Annotated in this window: 18 protein-coding genes; 12 read left to right on the plus strand and 6 right to left on the minus strand. The window is 62.1% G+C overall.

Going from position 1 to position 21,170, the window contains the following annotated elements; all coding sequences use genetic code 11:
• Window positions 1-40 precede the first annotated feature (40 nt).
• Together TP2_RS04920 and TP2_RS04925 are read left to right on the plus strand one after the other, a co-directional pair.
• The gene (locus tag TP2_RS04920) at window positions 41-484 is read left to right on the plus strand and encodes a MerR family transcriptional regulator (protein ID WP_038074334.1); all 444 of its coding nucleotides are present in this window, start codon (window positions 41-43) and stop codon (window positions 482-484) included.
• 98 nt (window positions 485-582) lie between these two features.
• Window positions 583-1,518 (plus strand): cation diffusion facilitator family transporter, encoded by a 936-nt coding sequence (locus TP2_RS04925; RefSeq protein WP_038074261.1) that lies wholly within the window; start codon window positions 583-585, stop codon window positions 1,516-1,518.
• A gap of 954 nt (window positions 1,519-2,472) precedes the next feature.
• Here TP2_RS04925 and TP2_RS04930 read toward each other — a convergent pair.
• Window positions 2,473-3,492 carry an alpha/beta fold hydrolase gene (locus TP2_RS04930; protein WP_038074264.1) on the minus strand — a complete coding sequence of 340 codons (1,020 nt, stop codon included), beginning with the start codon at window positions 3,490-3,492 and terminating at the stop codon, window positions 2,473-2,475.
• A 62-nt stretch (window positions 3,493-3,554) separates the two neighbouring features.
• Window positions 3,555-4,886 carry a purine-cytosine permease family protein gene (locus TP2_RS04935; protein ID WP_051692194.1) on the minus strand — a complete coding sequence of 444 codons (1,332 nt, stop codon included), beginning with the start codon at window positions 4,884-4,886 and terminating at the stop codon, window positions 3,555-3,557.
• Window positions 4,887-5,449: 563 nt separating this feature from the next.
• Here TP2_RS04935 and TP2_RS04940 point away from each other — a divergent pair.
• The 10 genes from TP2_RS04940 to TP2_RS04985 all read left to right on the plus strand — a co-directional run bounded on the left by TP2_RS04940 (window position 5,450) and on the right by TP2_RS04985 (window position 16,592).
• The gene (locus TP2_RS04940) at window positions 5,450-6,613 is read left to right on the plus strand and encodes a transporter substrate-binding domain-containing protein (RefSeq protein WP_051692195.1); all 1,164 of its coding nucleotides are present in this window, start codon (window positions 5,450-5,452) and stop codon (window positions 6,611-6,613) included.
• Entirely contained in the window at window positions 6,613-7,221 is a 609-nt protein-coding gene (locus TP2_RS04945; protein ID WP_038074267.1) for an ANTAR domain-containing response regulator, read from the plus strand. Before TP2_RS04940 ends, TP2_RS04945 begins: the two co-directional genes overlap by 1 nt.
• Before the next feature lie 337 nt (window positions 7,222-7,558).
• Window positions 7,559-8,809 (plus strand): transporter substrate-binding protein, encoded by a 1,251-nt coding sequence (locus TP2_RS04950; protein WP_038074270.1) that lies wholly within the window; start codon window positions 7,559-7,561, stop codon window positions 8,807-8,809.
• A 57-nt stretch (window positions 8,810-8,866) separates the two neighbouring features.
• Entirely contained in the window at window positions 8,867-9,760 is an 894-nt protein-coding gene (gene urtB, locus TP2_RS04955) for an urea ABC transporter permease subunit UrtB (protein WP_038074273.1), read from the plus strand.
• Between the two features lie 3 nt (window positions 9,761-9,763).
• On the plus strand, window positions 9,764-10,936 hold the full coding sequence (gene urtC / locus TP2_RS04960) for an urea ABC transporter permease subunit UrtC (protein ID WP_038074276.1): 1,173 nt from the start codon (window positions 9,764-9,766) through the stop codon (window positions 10,934-10,936).
• A 9-nt stretch (window positions 10,937-10,945) separates the two neighbouring features.
• Entirely contained in the window at window positions 10,946-11,692 is a 747-nt protein-coding gene (urtD, locus tag TP2_RS04965; RefSeq protein ID WP_038074279.1) for an urea ABC transporter ATP-binding protein UrtD, read from the plus strand.
• Window positions 11,692-12,384, plus strand: a complete 693-nt coding sequence (gene urtE, locus TP2_RS04970) for an urea ABC transporter ATP-binding subunit UrtE (protein WP_038074283.1) — start codon at window positions 11,692-11,694, stop codon at window positions 12,382-12,384. The genes urtD and urtE overlap by 1 nt, the downstream gene beginning before the upstream one ends.
• A 72-nt stretch (window positions 12,385-12,456) precedes the next feature.
• On the plus strand, window positions 12,457-13,500 hold the full coding sequence (locus TP2_RS04975) for an aliphatic amidase (protein ID WP_038074286.1): 1,044 nt from the start codon (window positions 12,457-12,459) through the stop codon (window positions 13,498-13,500).
• Window positions 13,501-13,558: 58 nt separating this feature from the next.
• The gene (locus TP2_RS04980) at window positions 13,559-14,356 is read left to right on the plus strand and encodes a CbbQ/NirQ/NorQ/GpvN family protein (RefSeq protein WP_038074289.1); all 798 of its coding nucleotides are present in this window, start codon (window positions 13,559-13,561) and stop codon (window positions 14,354-14,356) included.
• A complete protein-coding gene (locus TP2_RS04985) occupies window positions 14,343-16,592 on the plus strand; it encodes a nitric oxide reductase activation protein NorD (protein WP_084713972.1) in 2,250 nt (749 codons plus the stop codon). The genes TP2_RS04980 and TP2_RS04985 overlap by 14 nt, the downstream gene beginning before the upstream one ends.
• Before the next feature lie 58 nt (window positions 16,593-16,650).
• On the opposite strand, the gene xylB is transcribed toward TP2_RS04985, so the two are convergent.
• From xylB to TP2_RS05005, 4 genes are all read right to left on the minus strand, one after another.
• Entirely contained in the window at window positions 16,651-18,129 is a 1,479-nt protein-coding gene (xylB, locus tag TP2_RS04990) for a xylulokinase (RefSeq protein ID WP_038074292.1), read from the minus strand.
• A 20-nt stretch (window positions 18,130-18,149) separates the two neighbouring features.
• The gene (locus tag TP2_RS04995) at window positions 18,150-19,622 is read right to left on the minus strand and encodes a mannitol dehydrogenase family protein (RefSeq protein WP_038074296.1); all 1,473 of its coding nucleotides are present in this window, start codon (window positions 19,620-19,622) and stop codon (window positions 18,150-18,152) included.
• 31 nt (window positions 19,623-19,653) lie between these two features.
• Entirely contained in the window at window positions 19,654-20,424 is a 771-nt protein-coding gene (locus TP2_RS05000) for an L-iditol 2-dehydrogenase (RefSeq protein WP_038074299.1), read from the minus strand.
• Window positions 20,421-21,170 (minus strand): ABC transporter ATP-binding protein (locus TP2_RS05005; RefSeq protein WP_038074348.1); only part of this gene is annotated, 750 nt, incomplete at its 5' end. The genes TP2_RS05005 and TP2_RS05000, both read right to left, overlap by 4 nt.

Here is a 21,170-nt window from a genome sequence, read left to right on the forward strand (position 1 = left end):
ACTGGATGCAGAGCGGGCCACTCGAACCATGGAGGCCGCCGTGAGAAGCATTGGCGAACTGGCGAGACGCACCGGCACCAAGGTGCAAACGATCCGGTACTATGAACAGATCGGGCTGATGCCCGAGCCGGGCCGGACGGCCGGTGGCCAGCGGCGCTATGGCGATGCAGAACTCGACCGGCTGTCCTTCATCCGCCACGCGCGCCAACTTGGGTTCTCGCTCGACGCGATCCGCGAGCTTCTGGATCTGAGCGACAATCCGGACCGCCCCTGTGACGAGGCCAACGCGATCGCCGCGCGCCAGCTTCAGGAGGTGGAACTTCGCATCGTCCGGCTGGAAGCGTTGAAGCAAGAGCTTGCCCGGATGGTGCAGGAATGCAGCGGCGGCAGGACCGCCGATTGTCGCGTCCTGCACGTATTGAAGGACCATACCGAATGCCTGACCGATCACGATGCCGTCGGGGGCGGGCCTGTCGATCGATGAGCCGTTCGGGTTTGCAGCATTTTTCCAAAGGCCGCTTGAACCTACAACGACTGGAGGAATTACCTTGCCGGTGAGTTGATTCAAGGAAAGTCCTTGCGATGCCGCACGACCACCACGACCACGCCCACCTTGATCCCAAAAGCGGCGACCGTCGCGTCGCTGTCGCGATCTGGGCCAACGGGCTTCTGACCGTCGCGCAGATCGTCGGCGGGCTCCTGTCGGGGTCCCTGGCACTGATCGCCGACGCGCTGCACAATTTCTCGGACATGGCCGCGCTTCTGATCGCCTTTGCGGCTCGCAAGATCGCCCGCCGCCCGGCGGACGCGCGCATGACCTTCGGCTATCGGCGGATCGAGACCGTCGCGGCGCTGATCAACTACACCACGCTGATCATCGTCGGGCTCTACCTGATCTACGAAGGCGTCATGCGCCTGTTCGAGCCGCCGGAAGTGCAGGGCTGGACCGTGGTGATCCTGGCCGGCATCGCGCTCGTCATCGACGCACTGACGGCGGCGCTGACCTGGTCGATGCAGAAGGGCAGCCAGAACATCCGCGCGCTGTTCCTGCACAACCTTTCTGACGCGCTCTCCTCGGTTGCCGTGATCGTCGGCGGCGCGCTGATCATCCTCTACGACATGGCCTGGGTTGATCCGGTCATCACCATCGGCATCGCGCTCTACATCCTGGGGCTGGCGGCGCGGGAGTTCCTTGGCCCCGTGCGCACGCTGATGCTGGGCATTCCCGACGGCATGGACCCGACCGCGGTCGTCGCTGCCTTGCGCGCGGCCGAGGGGGTCGAGGATGTGCATCATGTGCACCTGTGGCAGTTGGACGAGAATGCGCCCGCGCTCGATGCCCATATCGTGCTGGCAGAGGACCAGTGGGCGCGCGTCGAGACGATCAAGGCCAACGTCAAGGCAATGCTCACGCACGAGTTCGGCATCGGCCATTCGACGCTGGAGTTCGAGAACGATGGCGCCTGCCATGCCGAGGCGCCGACCTTCGGCCACATTCGCCGCGGCGAAGTGACGTGAGAGATCGAGACACCAACCTGTGGATGTTTGGATTGAGGTGTATGAAGGCCTGCAGACGCCAACAATACCCCGGAAGGTCAGATAAGTGCCCGGGTCAGCTCAGGTTTTGGCCCCCACGTCCATTTGAGGTAACTTGTCAATTTCACCGGCTTGGAAAATCCGGTCTGGCCGACAGACCGCGTTTATCTGGCGCCCGGTGTTTGGCAAGCAATCAAATGTACTGACCATTGTATCTGGAATCGCAAATCCCGCCCCAAGTCATGACCTAATGCGACTGTTCAGGTTAAACCACAAGCCGCGGAACCGTGCCTGCCACCAACCGCAGAAATCGTGAGTTGCGAGCCCCCGCAACCAACGATACTTGCGATGCCTCCGCCGGTCCTGCCGCGGAGGTTTTTGCTTTTGGAGCACCGGCACGCCGAGATCGTCTGCTGCGCCCTCCCGCAACCAAAATACAAAAAACACCCAAACCCAACTCGCCTCGCTACAAGCGGGGCGTTACGCGTTCCGGATGACGTGGGTGCAAATGAAGACGATGCGATATGCACTATGCCGGCGATCCTTTGATTGACGGTGGAGCTTCCTGCTACTGGCCCGATCAAATCAACTTAGCTTTGTTCACCGGTTGTTGGGATTTGGTGTTGATTGCAACCTCATCGCTCTAGATCCGCGCCTATTTGCTCCCACATTCTTCATGTCAGCGAATTTGCTCTTCAAATTGCAAGAAATGTCGTGCGTTGCGTTTCATTCCGGTGTGGCGCCGGGCGCTCGCCGCTTGCTGTGCCGTAGCTGAGAGAGCCAGTGACCTCTTGGTGCGTCGCTCGGAAGCGCGGAAATTTCCGCTTTAGCGTCGGGCTTGTCGGTCATCGATGGCTGCGAAGAAAATTCGTAGTTGAAAGAAGAACAGGCGGCAAGGTGCCGCCTGTTCCTTGTTTCTTAGACATTTCGTTCGTCTCAGGACGCGAGGAGCTCCTTCAGCTTGTCATCGATGAATTTGACATCCTCGGGGTTGGTGCCGGGGCCGCCGGCGAAATGCCCCCAGATCGAAGGCACCGGAATGAACGCGGCATTGGGCATGTTGGCGACCTCGTTCTGGCTGTCCTCGGGCGGGAAGTAGAGGTCGGTCTGCCCGGGCATGACATAGGCTTTTGCCTTGATCGCGCCCAGGGCGGCCTTGTAGTCGCCGTTGTAAAGCTCGTTCGCGCTGATGTCGCCGTTCTGCCAGGTCCAGGCCATGGTGAGGAGGTTGTTGGCGTCCTTGGGCAGGAAGAAGCCTTCCCAGAATCCGATCAGGAAATCCTCCAGCGAGGCATAGCCAAGGGCTTTGAGGTCGAGTTCTTCCCGGTAGAAGGTCTGCGAGAGGCCCCAGCCGGCGTACACACGACCGACGGCGCGCAGGCCCTTCTCGGGCTTCGAGGTGTAACGCCCGTTTTCCCAGGCCGCATCGGCGCGCAGCGCGGCTTTCACGCCTTCGAGGAAGACGTAGTTGTGGCGCGAGCATTTCGCCGAGCCGCAGAACGGCGCGATCAGATCCATCATGTCGGGATACATCGCCCCCCAATGGAAGGTCTGCAGCGCGCCCATCGACCAGCCGGTCACCATACGGATCTTCTCGATGCCGAATTTCTCGGTCACCAGACGGTGCTGCGCCTTGACGTTGTCATAGGCGGTCACGTTCGGGAAGCGGTCCGCGTTATAGGGTTCGGGCGTGTTCGAGGGCGAGGACGAGAGGCCGTTGCCGAACATGTTCGGGATGATGATGAAGTATTTTTCGGGGTCGAGCGCCATTCCGGGCCCGATCAGCCATTCGTTGTCGTAATGTTGTCCCGAGTACCAGGTCGGGTAGACGATCACGTTGTCCTTGGCGGCATTCAGCGTGCCGAAGGTCTTGTAGGCGAGCTTGCAGTCGGGCACGGCGAGGCCGCACTGGAACTTGAAGGTGCCGAGCTCGAAGATTTCGTAATCTTGGGTCATGTTCTTTCCTCAGATCTGGAGAAGCGCCGCCCGCTTGGGCGACGCTTCGAAATTTTGTGGGGTTAGGCGGTGGCGGTTTTGCCGCCCAGCGTGCTGATCAGGTAATAGGCCACGCCACCGACGAGACCGGCCGAGATGGCGGTCGACAGGTGGGGCAGGTACCACTCGACGATGAAGGCCACGGCGGAGCCACAGGCCCAAGCGAGGAAGGCGCTGCCACGCCAGTCGCGGTCGATCTCCGAGTTCTTGCGCACGATGAACTGATCCACGAGGATGATCGCGCCGATCGGGGGCACGAGGATCCCCAGCAGCGACAGCCACTGGATGAAGAAGGCCCAGACGTTGGTCGCCGCGATCACGATGCCGATGGCGCCCAGGATCACCGCGAAGAGACGCATGTGGCTGCGCAGGATGCGCGACCAGCCCGTAGCGGCGTTGTAGAGGCAGTGGGCGCAGACCGAACCAAGGTTCACATAGAGGAACAGGAAGGCCAGAACGCTCAGCCAGGTCATCTGCATGCCGTTCATGTAGCCAAACATGTTGTCGGTGCCGAAGGGGTTGGCATCCGGAACGGCGAGGGCCGCGGTCATGATGCCGCCGACCAGCATTGCTGCCAGGTTGGCGAAGGGGAAGGCGCTGAACGTGGCAACCCAGGAGCTCTTGGTGTCCTTGGCCCAGCGATTGAAGTCGGCGCTCACGGTGCCGGCGTCGATGAAGAGCGCGATGACGACCGTGAGGCCAACGCCCATGGACATCGTCGCGACGCCGTTATTGCCCGGATAGGACATGATCGCATCCCAGCTGGTCGTTGCAGCTGCATCGCCGACCACGAAAAGACCGAGAATGACGAAGAGGGGAACCGAAATCATGCCGATCAGGTGCAGACCTTTCACGCCCACGAAGGTGATCCCGATATAGAGCGCCCCTGCGATCAGTGTCATGACGACGTAGTTCAGATCATAGGTCGAGCTGACGAGCGCCCCGGTGATCCCGGTTTGCACCGCATACCATCCGAGAAGCAGTGTCGAGAGCAGGCCGGAGGCGAAGACATAGCCCTTCCGGCCGAAGACGATGCTGGCGAGCAGCGCGAAGTTCATGCCTTTGGTCGCACCGAGCTGCCCGAGCAGGCCGACATAGACCAGCATGATCAGGTTGCCGATGATCATTGCCGTCAGCGCGGAGGAGAACCCCATGCCGAGAACGAGGATCGAGCCTGTCATCGCGCCGGTGATGATCATCGGGAAACCCATCCAGACCATCGTGACCGAGAACATGCTCCGCCGTGCTTTCGCCGGAACCGGCTCGTGTTCGTATTCTTCGCCGAGCGCGTGATCGATTTCTTCTTCGATATGTTCGAGCGCTTCGGGCTCGATATGCTTTTCCGTCGTTGACATGGTGTACCTCGCTGTTGTGACGGTTTTTGTGTTTTTTGTTGTTGCTGGCATGCAAAGGCCCTTCGCTTGCAGGCGCAAACGTTGGCGAAAGCTTCGCCGGATTGGGGTCGAGTAGGGAAAGATCAGTTCGGCAGTTCCAGGCTGCCATCATTTGTGACCGGTTATACTGATCTCGGGGTCATAAGACGTTTGCGCTGTTGCGCTTCGTGCTGTGCAGTCTCTCCAAGTTTGGCGACTAATCGCCGGGGCCAAAAACGCAAAAGCCCCTTACGAACCATCGATGAATGGTTGCGTAAGGGGCTTTCATTGCCAGATGCCGCGCTCATCATTGAACGAAGCAAAATTACGATGACTTGATTCGTTTCAATATGCAAATGTTTTTATGTAAGGCTGTAAACTCTTGAGAAGTCTGCTAAAAAGTACCTGTTTCTTGGTCATCCATGCGTTTCGCAACTCGTTGCGCTTGCCGCGACAATAGTCATTTGCTATTTGATTCGTATGTGACCGTTCCCTCGGACTCCGCGAAAGCTGGAGTTCTCGTTGAATGATATGGAACCCTATTTATGGCTTTTGACAACGAGCCGGTCACGATTGGCCTCCTGTTTTCCCAGTCCGGTGTTACCTCGGTCATCGAACGCACGCAGCGACAGGCCGCGATGCTTGCTGTCGAGGAAATCAACAATGCGGGGGGCATCAACGGCCGAGAGCTTCTGATCGAAGACAGCGATCCAGCTTCGGACCCTCTGCGGTTCAAGAGTGAGGCGGAGCGCCTGATCGATGTCGGCGCTACGACCATCTTCGGTTGTTACATGTCTTCGACCCGCAAGGCTGTCTTGCCGGTGGTCGAGCAACGCCGAGCCCTGCTGTTCTACCCCACGCTTTACGAAGGCTTCGAGTTCTCGGGCAGCTGCGTCTATTCCGGCGCGGCTCCGAACCAGAACTCGCGCTGGCTCGCGGATTATCTCACGCAGACCTATGGCGAGCGCTTTGTCTTTGTCGGGTCGAATTACGTTTTTCCGTATGAATCCAATCGGATCATGAAAGATTTGCTGCACCACCGAGGTGCCCAGGTGGTTGATGAAGTCTACATCCCGTTGCGCCACAATGAGGACTACATCGAGCGCGCGATCGCGCGCATCAAGGCCGCGGGGCCGGCGGTCGTGTTCTCGACGGTCGTGGGCGAGGGGTCGGTTCGCTTTTACCAGGCCTATGATCGCGCGGGCTTCGATCGCAGCAAGCAACCCATCGCCAGCCTGACTTCCGGCGAGCCCGAGCTTTTGGCGGTCGGGAAGGACGCTTCGATCGGCAACGTCACCGCTGCGCCATACTTCAGCGTCTTGGATACCGAAGCGAACCGACGGTTCGTCTCGGCCTATTATCGTAGGTTCGGGCCGGATCAGCCAATCTCGGCGGGAACGGAAGCGGCCTATTTCCAAGTCTACCTCTTCGCGGAGGCTGTGCGCCGCTGTGGAGCGACGGATCGCGATAGCGTTCTGCGCACCTTGCCAACCTTCAGCTTCGAAGCGCCCCAAGGCCCTGTGCAGGTCGAAGGGGATACGCATCACACGAGCCTCTGGCCCCGGGTTGCCGTCGTCGGCGAGAGCGGCTCGTTCGAAATCGTTCGCGAGGCTCAGGCGCCCGTGCGGCCGGATCCATATCTCATTGAGTATGATGGGGAATTTCAGATGACGTCTCCCCAGTTCGGTATTGGAGGAGGCGGTAACTGATGTCCCGTCTGCGTCTCAAGGATTTGCGCGATCTCTCGGTAATCGTGGTCCATCCGCCGGACGCAGATGGCAAGGCGCTCATGGACCAGCTCAAGCGCATCGGCTGTCGGGCCGAATTGATGTGGCCGCCCGCAAAGGCGCTGCCGAGCGGAACGGATGTCGTCTTTGCCGGGGTTTTCTTCGAAAGCCAGGGCGCGCTCGCGAGCATGTTGCGGAAGTCCGAGAAGCCCGGGCCGACGGTCATCGGGGTCGTGAATTACGAGAACCCGGCGATGATCGAACTGGTCCTCGATATCAACGCATTCGCGGTCATTTCGAAGCCGGTCCGAACCTTCGGCATGCTGACAAATCTCGTCGTTGCGCGCTCGAACTGGATGCAGGCGGCGGATTTCCACGACAAGATCAGCAAGCTCGAAAAGAAGATCTCCGGTCAGAAGAAGATCGCGAAGGCAAAGTCTATCCTTATGGAAATGCACAAGATTTCCGAAAGGGAGGCCTATGGGACAATCCGGGCGCAAGCGATGGGAAAGCGGATTTCCGTAGAGGAAATGGCGGTCGCGATCATCAACGCAAACGAATTGTTGTCATCGAGACCGGATGATGTATAGTCGAATCAGGTTGATGGCCAATGATGTCCGTCGACCCGGCACAGAAAGCCCGCTGAAGACACCGTAGTGTCTTCGCGGGCTTTTTTGGTTTTCAGGATGGCGCAAAGGCCGCGCCTTCGCTACGGGCGTCTCGCGATGCCCGTACCCCGCCTTCATCGGCGGCGCTGAATGGCAACGATGCCAATGCTCCTCACCTAGGGAGCGCCCCAGCCGGCATGACCCGGATCCCGCGATCCGGTCACGGCACCTCACACATTCGGTCACAGATCTACGCTCGTGCACGGGAGTCCTCCCTGCGCATTCACGGCCTAAAAAAAATCCAACATGGGAGTCTAAAATGAAGACCAACCGGAGAAATTTCCTCAAGCACACAACCGCCTTCGGCGCCGCTGCCGCCCTTGGCCCGTCAATGATCGCGAGCCCCGCCCGCGCTTCGGGCGAGATCGAGGTGGGCGTTCTGTTCTCGCTCACCGGCGGCCTTTCGATCATCGAGAAATCGCTTGCTGATGCCACGATGATGGCGATCGACGAGATCAACGCCGCAGGCGGCGTGAACGGGATGATGATCAAGCCGATCCTCGAAGACGGCGCCTCCGACCCGAAGACCTATAACGAGAAAGCCTCGAAGCTGGTGATCCGTGATCGTCTTCAGACCGTCTTCGGCTCCTACACCTCGGCGAGCCGCAAGGCCGTGCTACCGGTCTTCGAGAAGCGCAACAGCATGTACTTCTACCCGACCTATTACGAAGGCTTCGAATGCTCGAAGAACGTGGTCTACACCGGTGCGGTGCCGAACCAGCAGCTGTCGAACTTCATTCCCTGGATCATCAACACGCTCGGCAAGAAGAAGTTCTTCATCGTCGGCTCGAACTACATCTACCCGCGCGAGATGGCGAAGGTGTCGAAGATCCTCATCGAGCAGAACGGCGGTGAGTGGATCGCCGACGAATATCTCGAGCTCGGCCATTCCGAATGGGGCGCGATGGTCTCCAAGATCAAGGAAAGCGGTTGCGACGTGGTTCTGTCGAACGTCGTGGGCGACTCGGTCGTGGCCTTCTACCGCGAGTTCAAGAACCAGGGCCTGACCCACGACAAGCTGCCGATCTGCGCGACCGTGACTTCGGAGATCGAGATTGCCGCGATGGGGCCGGAATTCGCGGTCGGAAGCTACACCTCCTTCCCGTATTTCCAGGCCATCGACACCGATCGCAACCGCGATTTCGTCGAGCGTTACCGCAAATATGTGAACGATCCCAAGGCGGTGACGCACCACGCGCTCGAGAGCAGCTATTTCCAGGTCTATCTGTGGAAACAGGCGGTCGAGAAGGCCGGGGACATCTCGGCCGACGCGGTGCGTGAAGGCATCAAGGGGCAGGTCTTCGAGGCGCCGAACGGCACCGTGACCGTCGATCCGGAAAACCTGCACACCTATCTCACGCCGCGCATCGCGCAGTGGGGGGCTGATGGTCAGGGCACGATCGTCGATGAATATCCCGCGCCGACCGAGCCGCTGCCCTACGTCGCCTATGGCGAGACGCCGGACAACCTGTTCTGCACCGGCGCCGGTCTCGACACCTCCAAGCTGTGACGCAAACCGGGCACCGGGCCCATGCCCGGTGCCCATCCGAGCGAGGCGGAATTTTCCATGTCTGACATCATCTTCATCGGCCTGTCACTCTCTTCGATCCTGCTGCTGATCGCGCTTGGCCTGTCGATCACCTATGGCGCGATGGGCGTCATCAACATGGCGCATGGCGAGTTGGTCATGATCGGCGCCTATACGGCGGTGCTCGCGGGGCTTCATCTCGGGCTCAACCTGTTCTTTGCGCTGCCACTGGCCTTCGTGACCTCGGGGCTTGTCGGGCTGGTGATCGAGCGGTTGGTGATCCGAAGGCTCTACGGACGGATCATCGACACATTGCTCGCGACATGGGGCGTTGCGATCCTGCTGCAACAGCTGATCCGCCTCGAATTCGGCCTGAGCTTCTTCGGCATCCATATCGACGGGCTCGGACCGGGCCTGCAAAACATGACGGTGCCGGCCTTCCTTACCCAGCCGATTGACGTGGCGGGCATGACGATCCAGCCCTATCGCACATTCATCATCGTCGTGACCTTGCTTCTCGCGGGGCTGACCTGGTGGCTGATGTATCGCACCCCGATGGGCGTGCAGGTGCGCGCGATCATGCGCAATCCCCAGATCGCGGCGGCCTGCGGCATCGACGTGCGCCGTGTCTCGGCGCTGACCTTCGCCTATGGCTCCGGCCTCGCCGGGATTGCCGGTGTGCTGCTTGCGGGCTTCAAGACGGTCATGCCTGAAATGGGCGCATCCGTCGTGGTCGACGGGTTCCTCGTCGTCGTCGTCGGAGGGGTCGGAAGCCTTCTCGGAACCATCCTCGCGGCCGGTATTCTCGGGCAGATCAACGGCATCGTGGCCTTGCTGTCCAACGACATCATCGCCCGCGCCGTCGTCTTCGCGGTGGTCATCGCGCTGATCCTGTGGCGCCCGCGCGGCCTGTTCTCCTTCAAGTCGAGGTAAGTGATGTCCATCGAAGATACATCCACACCCACCAGCTCCTCGAGCCGCCTTCAACGTTACGCCGACTGGGCCGTCTACGCTGTCTTCATCGTGATCATTCTCGGTGCGCCGATGGTTATCGACGATGTGTTCTGGCTCAACCGGATCTCCAAATACCTGGTCTTTGGCATGCTCGGGATCGCGATCGCGCTGTCCTGGGGCTATGCCGGGATCCTCAACCTGGGGCAGGGGCTCTTCTTCGGCCTCGGCGCCTACATGACGGCGATGTCGCTTAAGCTGATGAGCGCCACGAGCCTTCAGCAGGGCTCCGACAAACCGGTACCCGACTTCATGCTCTGGAATGCCGAGCCGGGAGCCGTCACCGATCTGTGCTGCATCAACAAGGGCTCGTTCCTCTGGATCCCGTTCCAGTCGCAATGGTTCGGCATGGCGATGTCGATCGTGATCCCGCTGATAGTCGCCTTCGTGCTGTCCTCGTCGATCTTCCGGCTGCGTGTCTCCGGCGTCTATGTCGCGATCATCACGCTGGCGCTGGTGCTTCTGGTGCGGCTCTTGCTCATCGATGCGCAGCCGATCACCAACGGGTTCAACGGGCTGACCGATCTGGGCTGGCTGACCATCGGCGGGTTCGAATTCGACCCCTATATGGTCGAGACCTATTACGTCGTCGCCATCTCGCTCACGGTGGTCTTGCTGTTGGGGCGCTGGCTGGTCTCGACACGGGCCGGGCTGATCCTGCAATCGACGCGGGATGATCCGACCCGGGCGCGCTATCTCGGCTATGACGTCGCGGCCTATCAGATCTTCTTCTTCACGATCTCCGCCGGGATCGCGGGCTTTGCGGGGCTCCTTTACGTGGTCGCCGCGGAATTCGCCTCGCCGAGCTTCATGGATATCGGTTTCTCGATCTCGATGGTCGTCTGGGCCGCGGTTGGCGGGCGCAACTCGCTGATCGGCGCCTGCATCGGTGCGATTCTGATCAACACCGTCGAGGCCACCGTCAGCGAGACCGAGATCTTCAAAGAGGCCTGGAAGCTGATCATCGGCGGGGTCTTCGTCCTCGTTGTTCTCTACATGCCGAACGGCCTTGCGGGCATCGCGCGCGATCTTCTGGCGCGGTTCGAACGTCGCCGGAAAGGCGCCCCCGCAGAGACGGCCCCGAAGGCCGCGGAATAGGAGGCGGAGATGAATGAAGCACTCACAATCGACGGGCTGACAGTGGATTTCGGCGGGTTCAAGGCCGTGGACGGGTTCACCACCGTGGTCCAGAAGGGCGAGCTGCGGGTCATCCTTGGCCCCAACGGCGCAGGAAAGACCACGCTGATGGATCTCGTCAGTGGCAAGACCGCCTCTACCCAAGGCACCGTCCATCTCTTTGGCGAGAACATCACCAACCGCCCCGAGCACATCATTGCGCGGCACGGGATCGGGCGAAAGTTCCAGATCCCGAGCGTGTTCCGTGATCTGACCGTTCGGCAGAACCTCGAAGTCGCGGCCTCGGGCGAGCCCGGTGTGTTCCGCAACCTTCGCCTGCACATGGCGGCGGAGGACCGCGCGCGGGTCGAGGACGTAATCGCGCTGACGCGGCTCGAGCCGGTCCTTGGGACGATCGCAGGCGAGTTGTCCCATGGCCAGATGCAATGGCTGGAACTGGGAATGCTGATCACGCAACAGGCGAAGGTGATCCTGCTCGATGAGCCCACTGCGGGGATGACCCATGCCGAGACCTTCCGCACCGCCGAAATCATCAACGAAATGAAGGGCAGCCACACGATCCTCGTGGTCGAGCACGACATGGCTTTCGTGCGCAAGATCGCCGAGCGGATCACCGTCATGCACATGGGCAAGCTGCTCGCGGAGGGCCCGATGGAAAAGATCGAGACCGATCCAAAGGTGCGCGAGGCCTATCTCGGTTCGGGAGGGATCCACTGATGCTTTCTCTGAAAAATCTCGACAGCTTCTACGGTCGCAGTCAGGCATTGCATGACGTGTCGCTGGCCGCGCCGACCGGAACGATCCTTGCGGTTCTCGGACGAAATGGCGTTGGCAAGACGACGCTCCTGCGGTCGATCCTCGGCCTCACCGATCGCCAGAGCGGCGACGTCGTTCTCGATGGGGAGAACATCTCCTCGGATGCGACCTTCCGGCGCGCACGGGCGGGGATCGCCTATGTGCCGCAGGGGCGGATGATCATTCCCGATTTCACGATCCGCGAGAACATCCTGATGGGCGGTTTCGCGGCGAACGGACCGCGCGCCATTCCCGAAATCGTCCCGAAGATCTTTCCTTATCTGATGGAAAATCTCGACCGACCCGGAGGCGTTCTCTCGGGCGGACAGCAACAGCAGCTTGCCATCGCCCGCGCCCTGGCAAGCGGCCCCAAGGTCCTCCTCATGGACGAGCCGACCGAGGGCATCCAGCCCAATATCGTCGAGCAGATCGAGGACATCATCATTCGCCTCAATGCCGAACTCGGACTGACGATCCTCCTTGTCGAGCAGAACGTGAAATTCGCACGCCGCGCCGCGCAGAACTTCACGATGCTCGAGAACGGTCGGGTCGTGGCCGATGGCGCGATCGCGGATCTCACCGAGGAGACGGTCACCAAGCACATGGCGATCTGACCCCCATAAACCCGCTTTCCCGGATCAACCGGGACGGCACCCAACCACTCCACCAACAGCAGAGGTAACAACATGTATCATGGAGATATTTCGAGCAGCGCCGACACCGTGGGCGTGGCCGTCGTTAACTACAAGATGCCGCGTCTTCACACGAAGGCCGAGGTTCTCGAGAACTGCCACAAGATCGCCGACATGCTCAAGGGCATGAAGAAGGGTCTTCCGGGCATGGATCTGGTGATCTTCCCCGAATACTCGACCCACGGCATCATGTATGACGAGACCGAGATGTACGAGACGGCCTCGTCGGTACCCGGTGAGGAGACTGAGATCTTCGCCGCCGCCTGCCGTGAAGCCAATGTCTGGGGCGTGTTCTCGCTGACCGGCGAGCGCCATGAAGAGCACCCCAAGAAGGCGCCCTACAACACGCTCATCTTGATGAACAACAAGGGTGAGATCGTCCAGAAATACCGCAAGATCATGCCCTGGGTTCCGATCGAGGGCTGGTATCCGGGCAATTGCACCTATGTCTCGGAAGGCCCCAAGGGCATGAAGATGAGCCTCATCATCTGTGATGACGGCAACTATCCCGAGATCTGGCGCGACTGCGCGATGAAGGGCGCCGAGCTGATCATCCGCTGCCAGGGCTACATGTATCCGGCCAAGGATCAGCAGGTGATCATGGCCAAGGCGATGGCCTGGGCGAACAACTCCTATGTCGCGGTCGCCAATGCGGCGGGCTTCGACGGCGTCTATTCCTATTTCGGCCACTCGGCCATCGTCGGCTTTGACGGCCGTACGCTCGGCGAATGCGGCGAAGAGGAATACGGCATCCAGTACGCGCAGCTGTCGGTCTCGGGCATCCGTGACGCGCGCAAGAACATGCAGAGCCAGAACCACCTCTTCAAGCTCGTGCACCGTGGCTACACCGGGATGATCAACTCGGGCGACGGCGACAAGGGTTTGGCCGAGTGCCCCTACGAGTTCTACACCAAGTGGGCGGAAGATCCGGAAGGCACGCGCGAAATGGTCGAGGCGATGACCCGTTCGACCGTCGGCACCGAGGAATGCCCGATCGACGGTATCCCGAACGAGAAAACCGACCCCACTCACCGGTGAGGCAGGCGAGCAGGGCCGGCGGAGATATCCGCCGGCCAATCAAACGCGAGGATCTTCTATGACGATCGATCAGTACCGGCTTGAGCAAGAGCCGACCTACCACCCGAGCGGCGACGAGGTGGCCTTCTACGAATCCGCCTATGCGGCGCGGCTTCCGGTGATGCTCAAGGGGCCGACCGGCTGCGGCAAGACCCGCTTTGTCGAACATATGGCCTGGCACCTCGGCAAGCCGCTCATCACGGTGTCGTGCCACGAGGACATGACCGCTTCGGATCTTGTCGGCCGCTTCCTGCTCGGGCCTGAAGGCACGCACTGGCAGGATGGACCGCTCACCATGGCCGTCCGGCACGGGGCGATCTGCTATCTCGACGAGATCGTCGAGGCACGTCAGGACACCACGGTGGTGATCCATTCGCTGACCGATGATCGCCGCATCCTGCCGCTCGAAAAGAAGGGCGAGCTGGTCCACGCACATCCCGATTTCCAGCTCGTGATCTCGTATAACCCGGGCTATCAGAGCGTCTTGAAGGACCTCAAGGAATCCACCAAGCAACGCTTCAGTGCAGTGGATTTCACCTATCCCGTGGCCTCCGTCGAGGCGTCGATCGTGGCCTCGGAAGCCGATGTCTCGCCCGAAATCGCCAACAAGCTGGTGAAAATCGCCGAGAAATCGCGTCATCTGCGCGGGCAGGGACTTGAGGAAGGGGCGTCCACGCGGATGCTCATCCATGCCGGTCGCCTCATCAAGACCGGCATGCCTCTGGTCGATGCCTGCAAGCACGCGATCATCGTGCCGATCACGGATGACCCGGATATGCGCGGTGCGCTCGATGCGGTCGTCGATGCCTGCGCCTGACAGCATGAATGTCGAAACTCTTCAGGACCTGCCGGAAGCGATCCGCAGCGCGTTCTCCGAGCCCGAGATGGCCGAGTGGCTCCGGGCGCGGGAGCGGCTGCGGGGCGCGGGATACGGACGTACGGTCCCGCGCGCCTATGAGCGGTGTTCGCTGGTTCTTGCACCCAGGCTTGGTGCGGTCGCAACGGTCGAGCTGGCAAAGCTCATCTCGCACGTCGCGATCCGGGTATCGCCGCGCGCGGCTGAACGCGTTTGTACCTCGGCAGAATTCGTCGCGCAGAGATATGAGGCCCTGGCCTTCAGTGCCTGGCTGGCGCTGATGAAACGCGTGGCAACGCAGGCGCCGGAATCCGTCTACCCTTTTCTCGACAATATGGAGCGGCTTGTCGGTCGTCTCTCTGCAAAGGGTCTCGAAGACTGGGTCGCCACCGGGTTGCGCCTTGCGGGAAGAGACGCGGACAAGAGAACGTCTTATTTCTCCTTGCAGACCGCCGAGGCACAGCGTGCGCTCGAGCAGGAGAGCGGAGAACAAAGCTTTTACGATTACGAACGTCGGCTGCGTGCCTATCTCACGGCAATTTCCGGCGCGACACCGCCTCTGCGCGTGGCGCCCACGGCTGGGGGCGAAAAAGCTGTGCGGCGGGTGTCCTTCGCGGGCAATGTGATCCTCGTGCCGCCGAGCCTGCCCGGCTACCGCGGCGAGATGGAACCCCTGTTCCGCGCCGCGCTCGCCCATATCGGGGCGCATATCAGATTCACGCCGAAGCCTTTCGAAGTGGGCCAGCTCAAGCCGTTACAGATGGCGGTCGTGTCCCTGATAGAGGATGCGCGGGTTGAACAGCTTGCCGCGCAGGAGATGCCCGGATTGCGCAGGCTTTGGCTGCGTTTTCATGTCGCTCAGCCCGGTGGCCTTCCGACGGCGCCCAGCCTTTTCGCGCGTCTGGCGCGCGCGCTGATCGATCCTGACTTCGAGGACCCGGACGGATGGGTCCAGAAGGGGCGCCGGATGTTCATGGGGCTCCGCGATCACTGGCACGATCCGGCGATCAGCCGCGAGATCGGAAACCTTCTCGGCAACGATCTCGGGCAGCTTCGCGTGCAGTTCAATGCGAAGGATTACGTGGTTCAGCCCGCCTATCGTGATGACAATCTCGGTCTGTGGGCGCTCGACGAGCCGCCTCCGGAAGAGGCGCAGACCCTTGAGGTTCAGGTCGACACCGTGCAGCTACGTCGCTCCGAACCGACCCCGGGCGCGGGCAACCAGTCCCAACAACAGGAAACGACCGAGAACGACCGGGTCGAGAAGGTCGCGCCCGTCACCGAAGAAGCCGAAGAGGGGCGGGCGGTCGCCTCTTATCCCGAATACGACTACGAGATCGGCCGGGAACGCGCGAACTGGACTGTGGTGAAGGAATATCCGGCTGCTCCGGGTAATCGCCGCTTCTGGCAGGATTTGCAGGACACGCAGGGTGCGCTTCTGTCCCGCATCACCGGGCTGGTGCGATCGGCGCAGATTGGGCGTGCCCGCAGGGAGAAACGGCAGGCAGAGGGCGAGGTTCTCGATCTCGACGCCTGTATCGAAGCGGCGACGGCATTGCGGGCGGGGGAGTTTCCCGATCACCGTCTCTATGAGAGGCAGGCGCCGCCGACACGCGATCTCGCGGTCAGTCTTTTGCTTGATATTTCGCAATCGACATCCGATCTGGTCCCCGGAACTCAGCACCGAATTCTTGATATGGAGCGCGATGCGACAGCGGTTCTTGCGCATGCGATGAACGAGATCGGGGATCCTTTCGCGATCAATGCCTTTTGCTCGGCCGGGCGCGAAGACGTGCGCGTCGTCGCGGTGAAAAGATTTTCCGATTCGATGGATGCGGATACGGGCTCAGCGCTCTCGGGGCTGAAGCCAGGCTATTCGACGCGACTCGGGGCTGCCTTGCGCCATGCCGGGAGAGACCTCGCGCAAGTGCCGCGTCATCGCCGTTTGTTGCTTCTCATCACGGATGGTGAGCCGTCCGATATCGACTCGCCCGATCCGGAATATCTTGTTCGGGACGCGCAGCGCGCCGTCCGCAGCCTGAGCGCGATGGGAATTGACACCTTCTGCGTCGGCCTCGGGCCGCGAAACAAGGAACAGGAAGCCGCTATTTTCGGCCGGAACGGGTTTATCCAGATCGACGCGCTGAGCACGCTGCCGGACAAGCTTCTGTCGCTCTATCTCAGACTGACCCGCTAGCTCCGGTCGCGGGCGCCGAGGGGAACTGGCCTCTCCACATGGCTCTTCAGTAGCGCGATCACGAGCCGAAGCCGCGCGCGTCGCGGATCGCGGGGTGCAGCGCGCGGTAGCGGGCATATTGCGCGTCGAAAGCGGCGCGCAGTGCGGCGCGTGGCGCGACGCGCCCGGCGATGGCCGGGGCGGTGAAGATATCCGACGGGAGCGCACCGGTCGCGGCGCAAAGGCCAAGGCGGGCCGCCCCGAAGGCCGCGCCGTAATCCCCGGCTTCGGGCAGAAGGATCTCGGTGTCGAGATTGGTCGCGATCATCTCCAGCCAGAGCCGCGACCGTGACCCCCCGCCGACCGCGATCAGCTGATCGACCCGCGTCCCGGCCTCCGCCAACACCCGCTGGCAATCGCGGAACGCGAAGGCGACGCCCTCCATCACCGCCTGGGTCATGCGCTCGGCGGTGCTCAGATGCGACAGGCCGGTGAAGCTGCCGCGCGCGCTCGCATCGTTATGAGGGGTGCGCTCACCCGATAGATAGGGCAGGAAAATCTCTTCGCCCGGGCCTTTATAGTCCCGCGCGATCTCGCCGGTCAGTTCCGCGACATCGCGCCCGATCAGCTTTGCGATCCAGTTGAGGCTGTCGCTTGCCGACAGGATCACCCCCATCTGGTGCCACATGTCGGGCAGGGCATGGCAGAAGCTGTGCACCGCACCGGCCGTATTGGGCGAAAACCGGTCATCGGCGACGAAAAGCACGCCGGAGGTGCCAAGCGAGACGAAGCCCTGACCGGGGGTGATCGCACCGATCCCGCAGGCCGAGGCGGCATTGTCGCCGCCGCCACCCGCGACGGGGACCGGACGGGGAATTCTCCAACGCGCGCGCAGTTCGGGGCGCAAGGCTCCTGCGACGGCAGTTCCCTCGACCAGCGCGGGCATGTGGCTGCGTGTGAGCCCCGTCGCCGTCAGGATCGTACCGGACCAGTCACGCTTGCCGACATCGAGCCAGAGCGTGCCCGCCGCATCCGACATCTCCGAGATATGCTCGCCGGTCAGGCGCAGCCGCAGATAATCCTTCGGCAGAAGGATTTTCGCGACTTTCGCGAAGATTTCGGGTTCGTGACGCGCGACCCAGAGCAGTTTGGGCACGGTGAAGCCGGGCATCGCGAGGTTGCCGGTGATTGCGTGCAAATCGGGCGCCGCGGTTTCGAGCGCCGCACATTCCTCGGCTGCGCGCATATCGTTCCACAGGATCGCGGGACGTAGAACCGTGTCGGCGGCATCGAGCAGAACCGCCCCGTGCATCTGGCCCGACAAACCCAGCCCGCTCAGCGCAGCCATATCCTCGGGTGCCTTCGCGGCCAGCGCGTCGAGCGCGGCGAGTGTTGCCTGCCACCAATCCTCGGGGGCTTGCTCGGACCAGCCCGATTGTGGGCGCGAGACTGTAAGCGGCTGATGCGCCTCGGCCAGAACCTTTCCGGTCGGGTCGATCAGCACCGCCTTGATCCCGGAGGTGCCCAAATCGATGCCCAGATAGGTCTCGCGCGCCATGTGTTCTTCCCCTACGCCGCTCAGGACGCGAGATAGGCGTCGATCGCGGCGCTCATGCCCTCGGCCCAGATCATCTCGAGCCAATGGGCGAAAGCGTCTGCGAAACGGGGCGCGTCGGCAAGATCGCCATAGGTCTGGCGTATCTCGAGCCACCGGCGCGGATCGGATTTCGCCTCCTGCGCGCGCAGCGTGAGCGCCTCCCAGAACGGATCGTTCGGGGTGATCTCGGAGCCGTCCTCGCGCGTGCCGGCGCACATCCGCGCCCAGGCCGCCTCGACCAGCGCCAGACCGGACACCGGCTTGCCCGCAGCCAGACCTTCACGCACCGAAGGCAGAACGAAGCCCGGGTGACGCGACGATCCGTCGAATGCCACGCGCCGCGTCGTGTCCACGATCGCCGGGTTCGAGAACCGCCGTGCGATCAAATCGACATAGGCCTCGGGTGTCATTCCGGGCACTTCGGCGACGTGGGGGGCGATCTCCTCGCGCTCGACCTTGTCATAGAGCGCGCGGATCTTCGGGTGCTCCATGCAGCCCGAGATCGTCTCGACGCGCAGCACCTCGCCGGGCACGGAAATCACCTGATGACCGCCATTGAGAATGCGGATCTTCATCACCTCGTAATCATGCACGCGGTCCGAGAAGGTCGCGCCCGCGCGGTCCCAATCGGGGCGACCGGCGCAGAAATCATCCTCGATCACCCATTGGCGGAAATTCTCATGCGTGACCGGCGCCGCGTCATCGATCCCGAAAGCGAGCGCCTGGGCGAGCTCTTTCGGGCCGGTCGCCGGCACGATGCAATCGACCATCGAGTTCGGGAAAGAACAATTCGTCTCGATCCAGTCGGCGAGGTCCGGATCCTGCATCCGCGCGAGTGACACCACCGTCTGGCGCAGAATGCGGCCATTGGCTTGAAGATTGTCGCAGCTCTGGCCGGTGAAGGGGCCGGTCCCGCGCGCGCGGCGCAGCCGCAGCGCCGCGACCATCGCACCGAATGCGGTGCGCGGGCGATCGGGATTGGCCGCGTCATGGACAATATCGGGATGAGCGGCGTCGAAGCCCTTGCCAGCGGGGTCGATGTAATAGCCACCCTCGGTCACGGTCAGCGCGACGATGCGGATATCGGGCTCGGCCATCCGCGCGATGAGCGCGCCATTGTCCTCCTCGATCGGGATATAGTCGATCATCGAGCCCACCACTTCCGCCGAGGAGCTTTCAGGACCAAGTTCGATCAGCGTCGTCAAATAGTCCTGAGCGGCCAATTTCGCGCGCTGCACGGCGTCATAGCTGCGCACGCCCGCGCCCACGATGGCCCAATCCTGCGCGAGACCTTGCTGCATCAGTCGGTGCAGATACCAGGCCTGATGCGCACGGTGAAAATTGCCCAGCCCGATATGCACGATCCCGGCGCGGAGCGCGCTTCGGTCATAGCGGGGCCGCTCCACGCTGTCGGGCAGGCGGTTCAGGGTCGCGTTCGAGAGCTTGATGGCCATCTCGGGGGCTCCTTCTTCCGGCGTGGGCCGGTCAACTCATCCAGTTGCCGCCATCGACATTGAGCGTCTGGGCGGTGATGTAGCGGGCCTCGTCGGAGGCGAGAAAAACACATGGACCGGCGATGTCCTCGGGGCGGCCCATCCGTCCGAGCGGGACGGCCTCGCCAACGAGGCGCTTTTTCTCGCCAAGTGCGCGGTGCTCGTATTTGGCGAAAAGTGCGTCGACCTGATCCCACATCGGAGTGTCGACCACCCCTGGTGCGATCGCGTTCACGCGGATGTTGTGGGGGGCGAATTCCAGCGCGAGCGATTGCGTGAGCGAGATCACCGCCGCCTTTGTCGAACAGTAGATCGCGATGTTCGGCTCGCCCCGCCGTCCGGCCTGCGAGCTGAAATTCACGATCGCGCCGCCCCCGCGCCGCTTCATCCCCGGCACGACGGCCTGAATGGCAAAGAGCGTGCCCGCGACGTTGATGTCATATTGGCGGCGGTAGTCCTCGAAGGTGATCTCTTCGATCGGGGCCATGTTGAAGACGCCCGCATTGTTCACGAGGATGTCGATCCCGCCCCAGCGTGCCTCGACGGCGGCGACACCTGCCGCGATCTCCTCGCGGTCAGTGACATCCATCGCGACGGCCATCGCCTCGGGGCCGAGGGCGGCGGCAGTCTCGGCTGCCTCTGCTTCAAGCCGGTCGGCCACGGCGACATGCGCCCCCGCCGCGACATAGGCCGCACAGATCGCCCGTCCGATCCCGCGCGCGCCCCCGGTGACGAGGGCGACCTTGCCCGCGAGCGCGCTCATGCGATCCGCATCCCGTCCGCGTCGAAGCGATGGATCTTGTCCTCCTGCGGTGTGAGGAAGATCGTATCGCCATGGCGCAGGCTGACTTCGCCGCTGGTGCGCACGGTCATGCTCTCGGCCAGCCCCGTGCCCATCACATGGAAGAAGGTGTCGGAGCCCAGATGCTCGGAGACGCCGACCGTTCCTTTCCACGCGCCTTCGCTGGACGAGATCGCGATATGCTCGGGGCGGATGCCGATGGTATGGGCGCCGTGCTTTGCGGCTTCCTCGCCGGAGATGAAATTCATCTTCGGGCTGCCGATGAAGCCTGCAACGAAGAGGTTGCGCGGGCGCTCATAGAGCTCAAGTGGTGCGCCGACTTGCTCGATCCGGCCTGCTTGCAGAACCACGATCTTGTCGGCCATGGTCATCGCCTCGACCTGATCATGGGTGACGTAGATCATCGTCGTGGCGAGGCGGTTATGCAGCTCGGAGATCTCCAGCCGCATGCCCACGCGCAGCGCCGCGTCGAGATTTGAGAGTGGCTCGTCGAAGAGGAAAGCCGCCGGTTCGCGCACGATGGCGCGGCCGATGGCGACGCGCTGGCGCTGACCGCCCGAAAGCTGGCCGGGCCGACGATCGAGATAGTCGCCAAGGTTGAGAACCTTCGCCGCCGCCTCCACGCGCTTGTCGATCTCGGCCTGGTCGAACTTCGCCATCTTCAGCGGGAAGGCGATGTTCTTGCGCACCGACATATGCGGGTAGAG

This window comes from Thioclava pacifica DSM 10166 (assembly GCF_000714535.1).
GTDB lineage: Bacteria > Pseudomonadota > Alphaproteobacteria > Rhodobacterales > Rhodobacteraceae > Thioclava > Thioclava pacifica.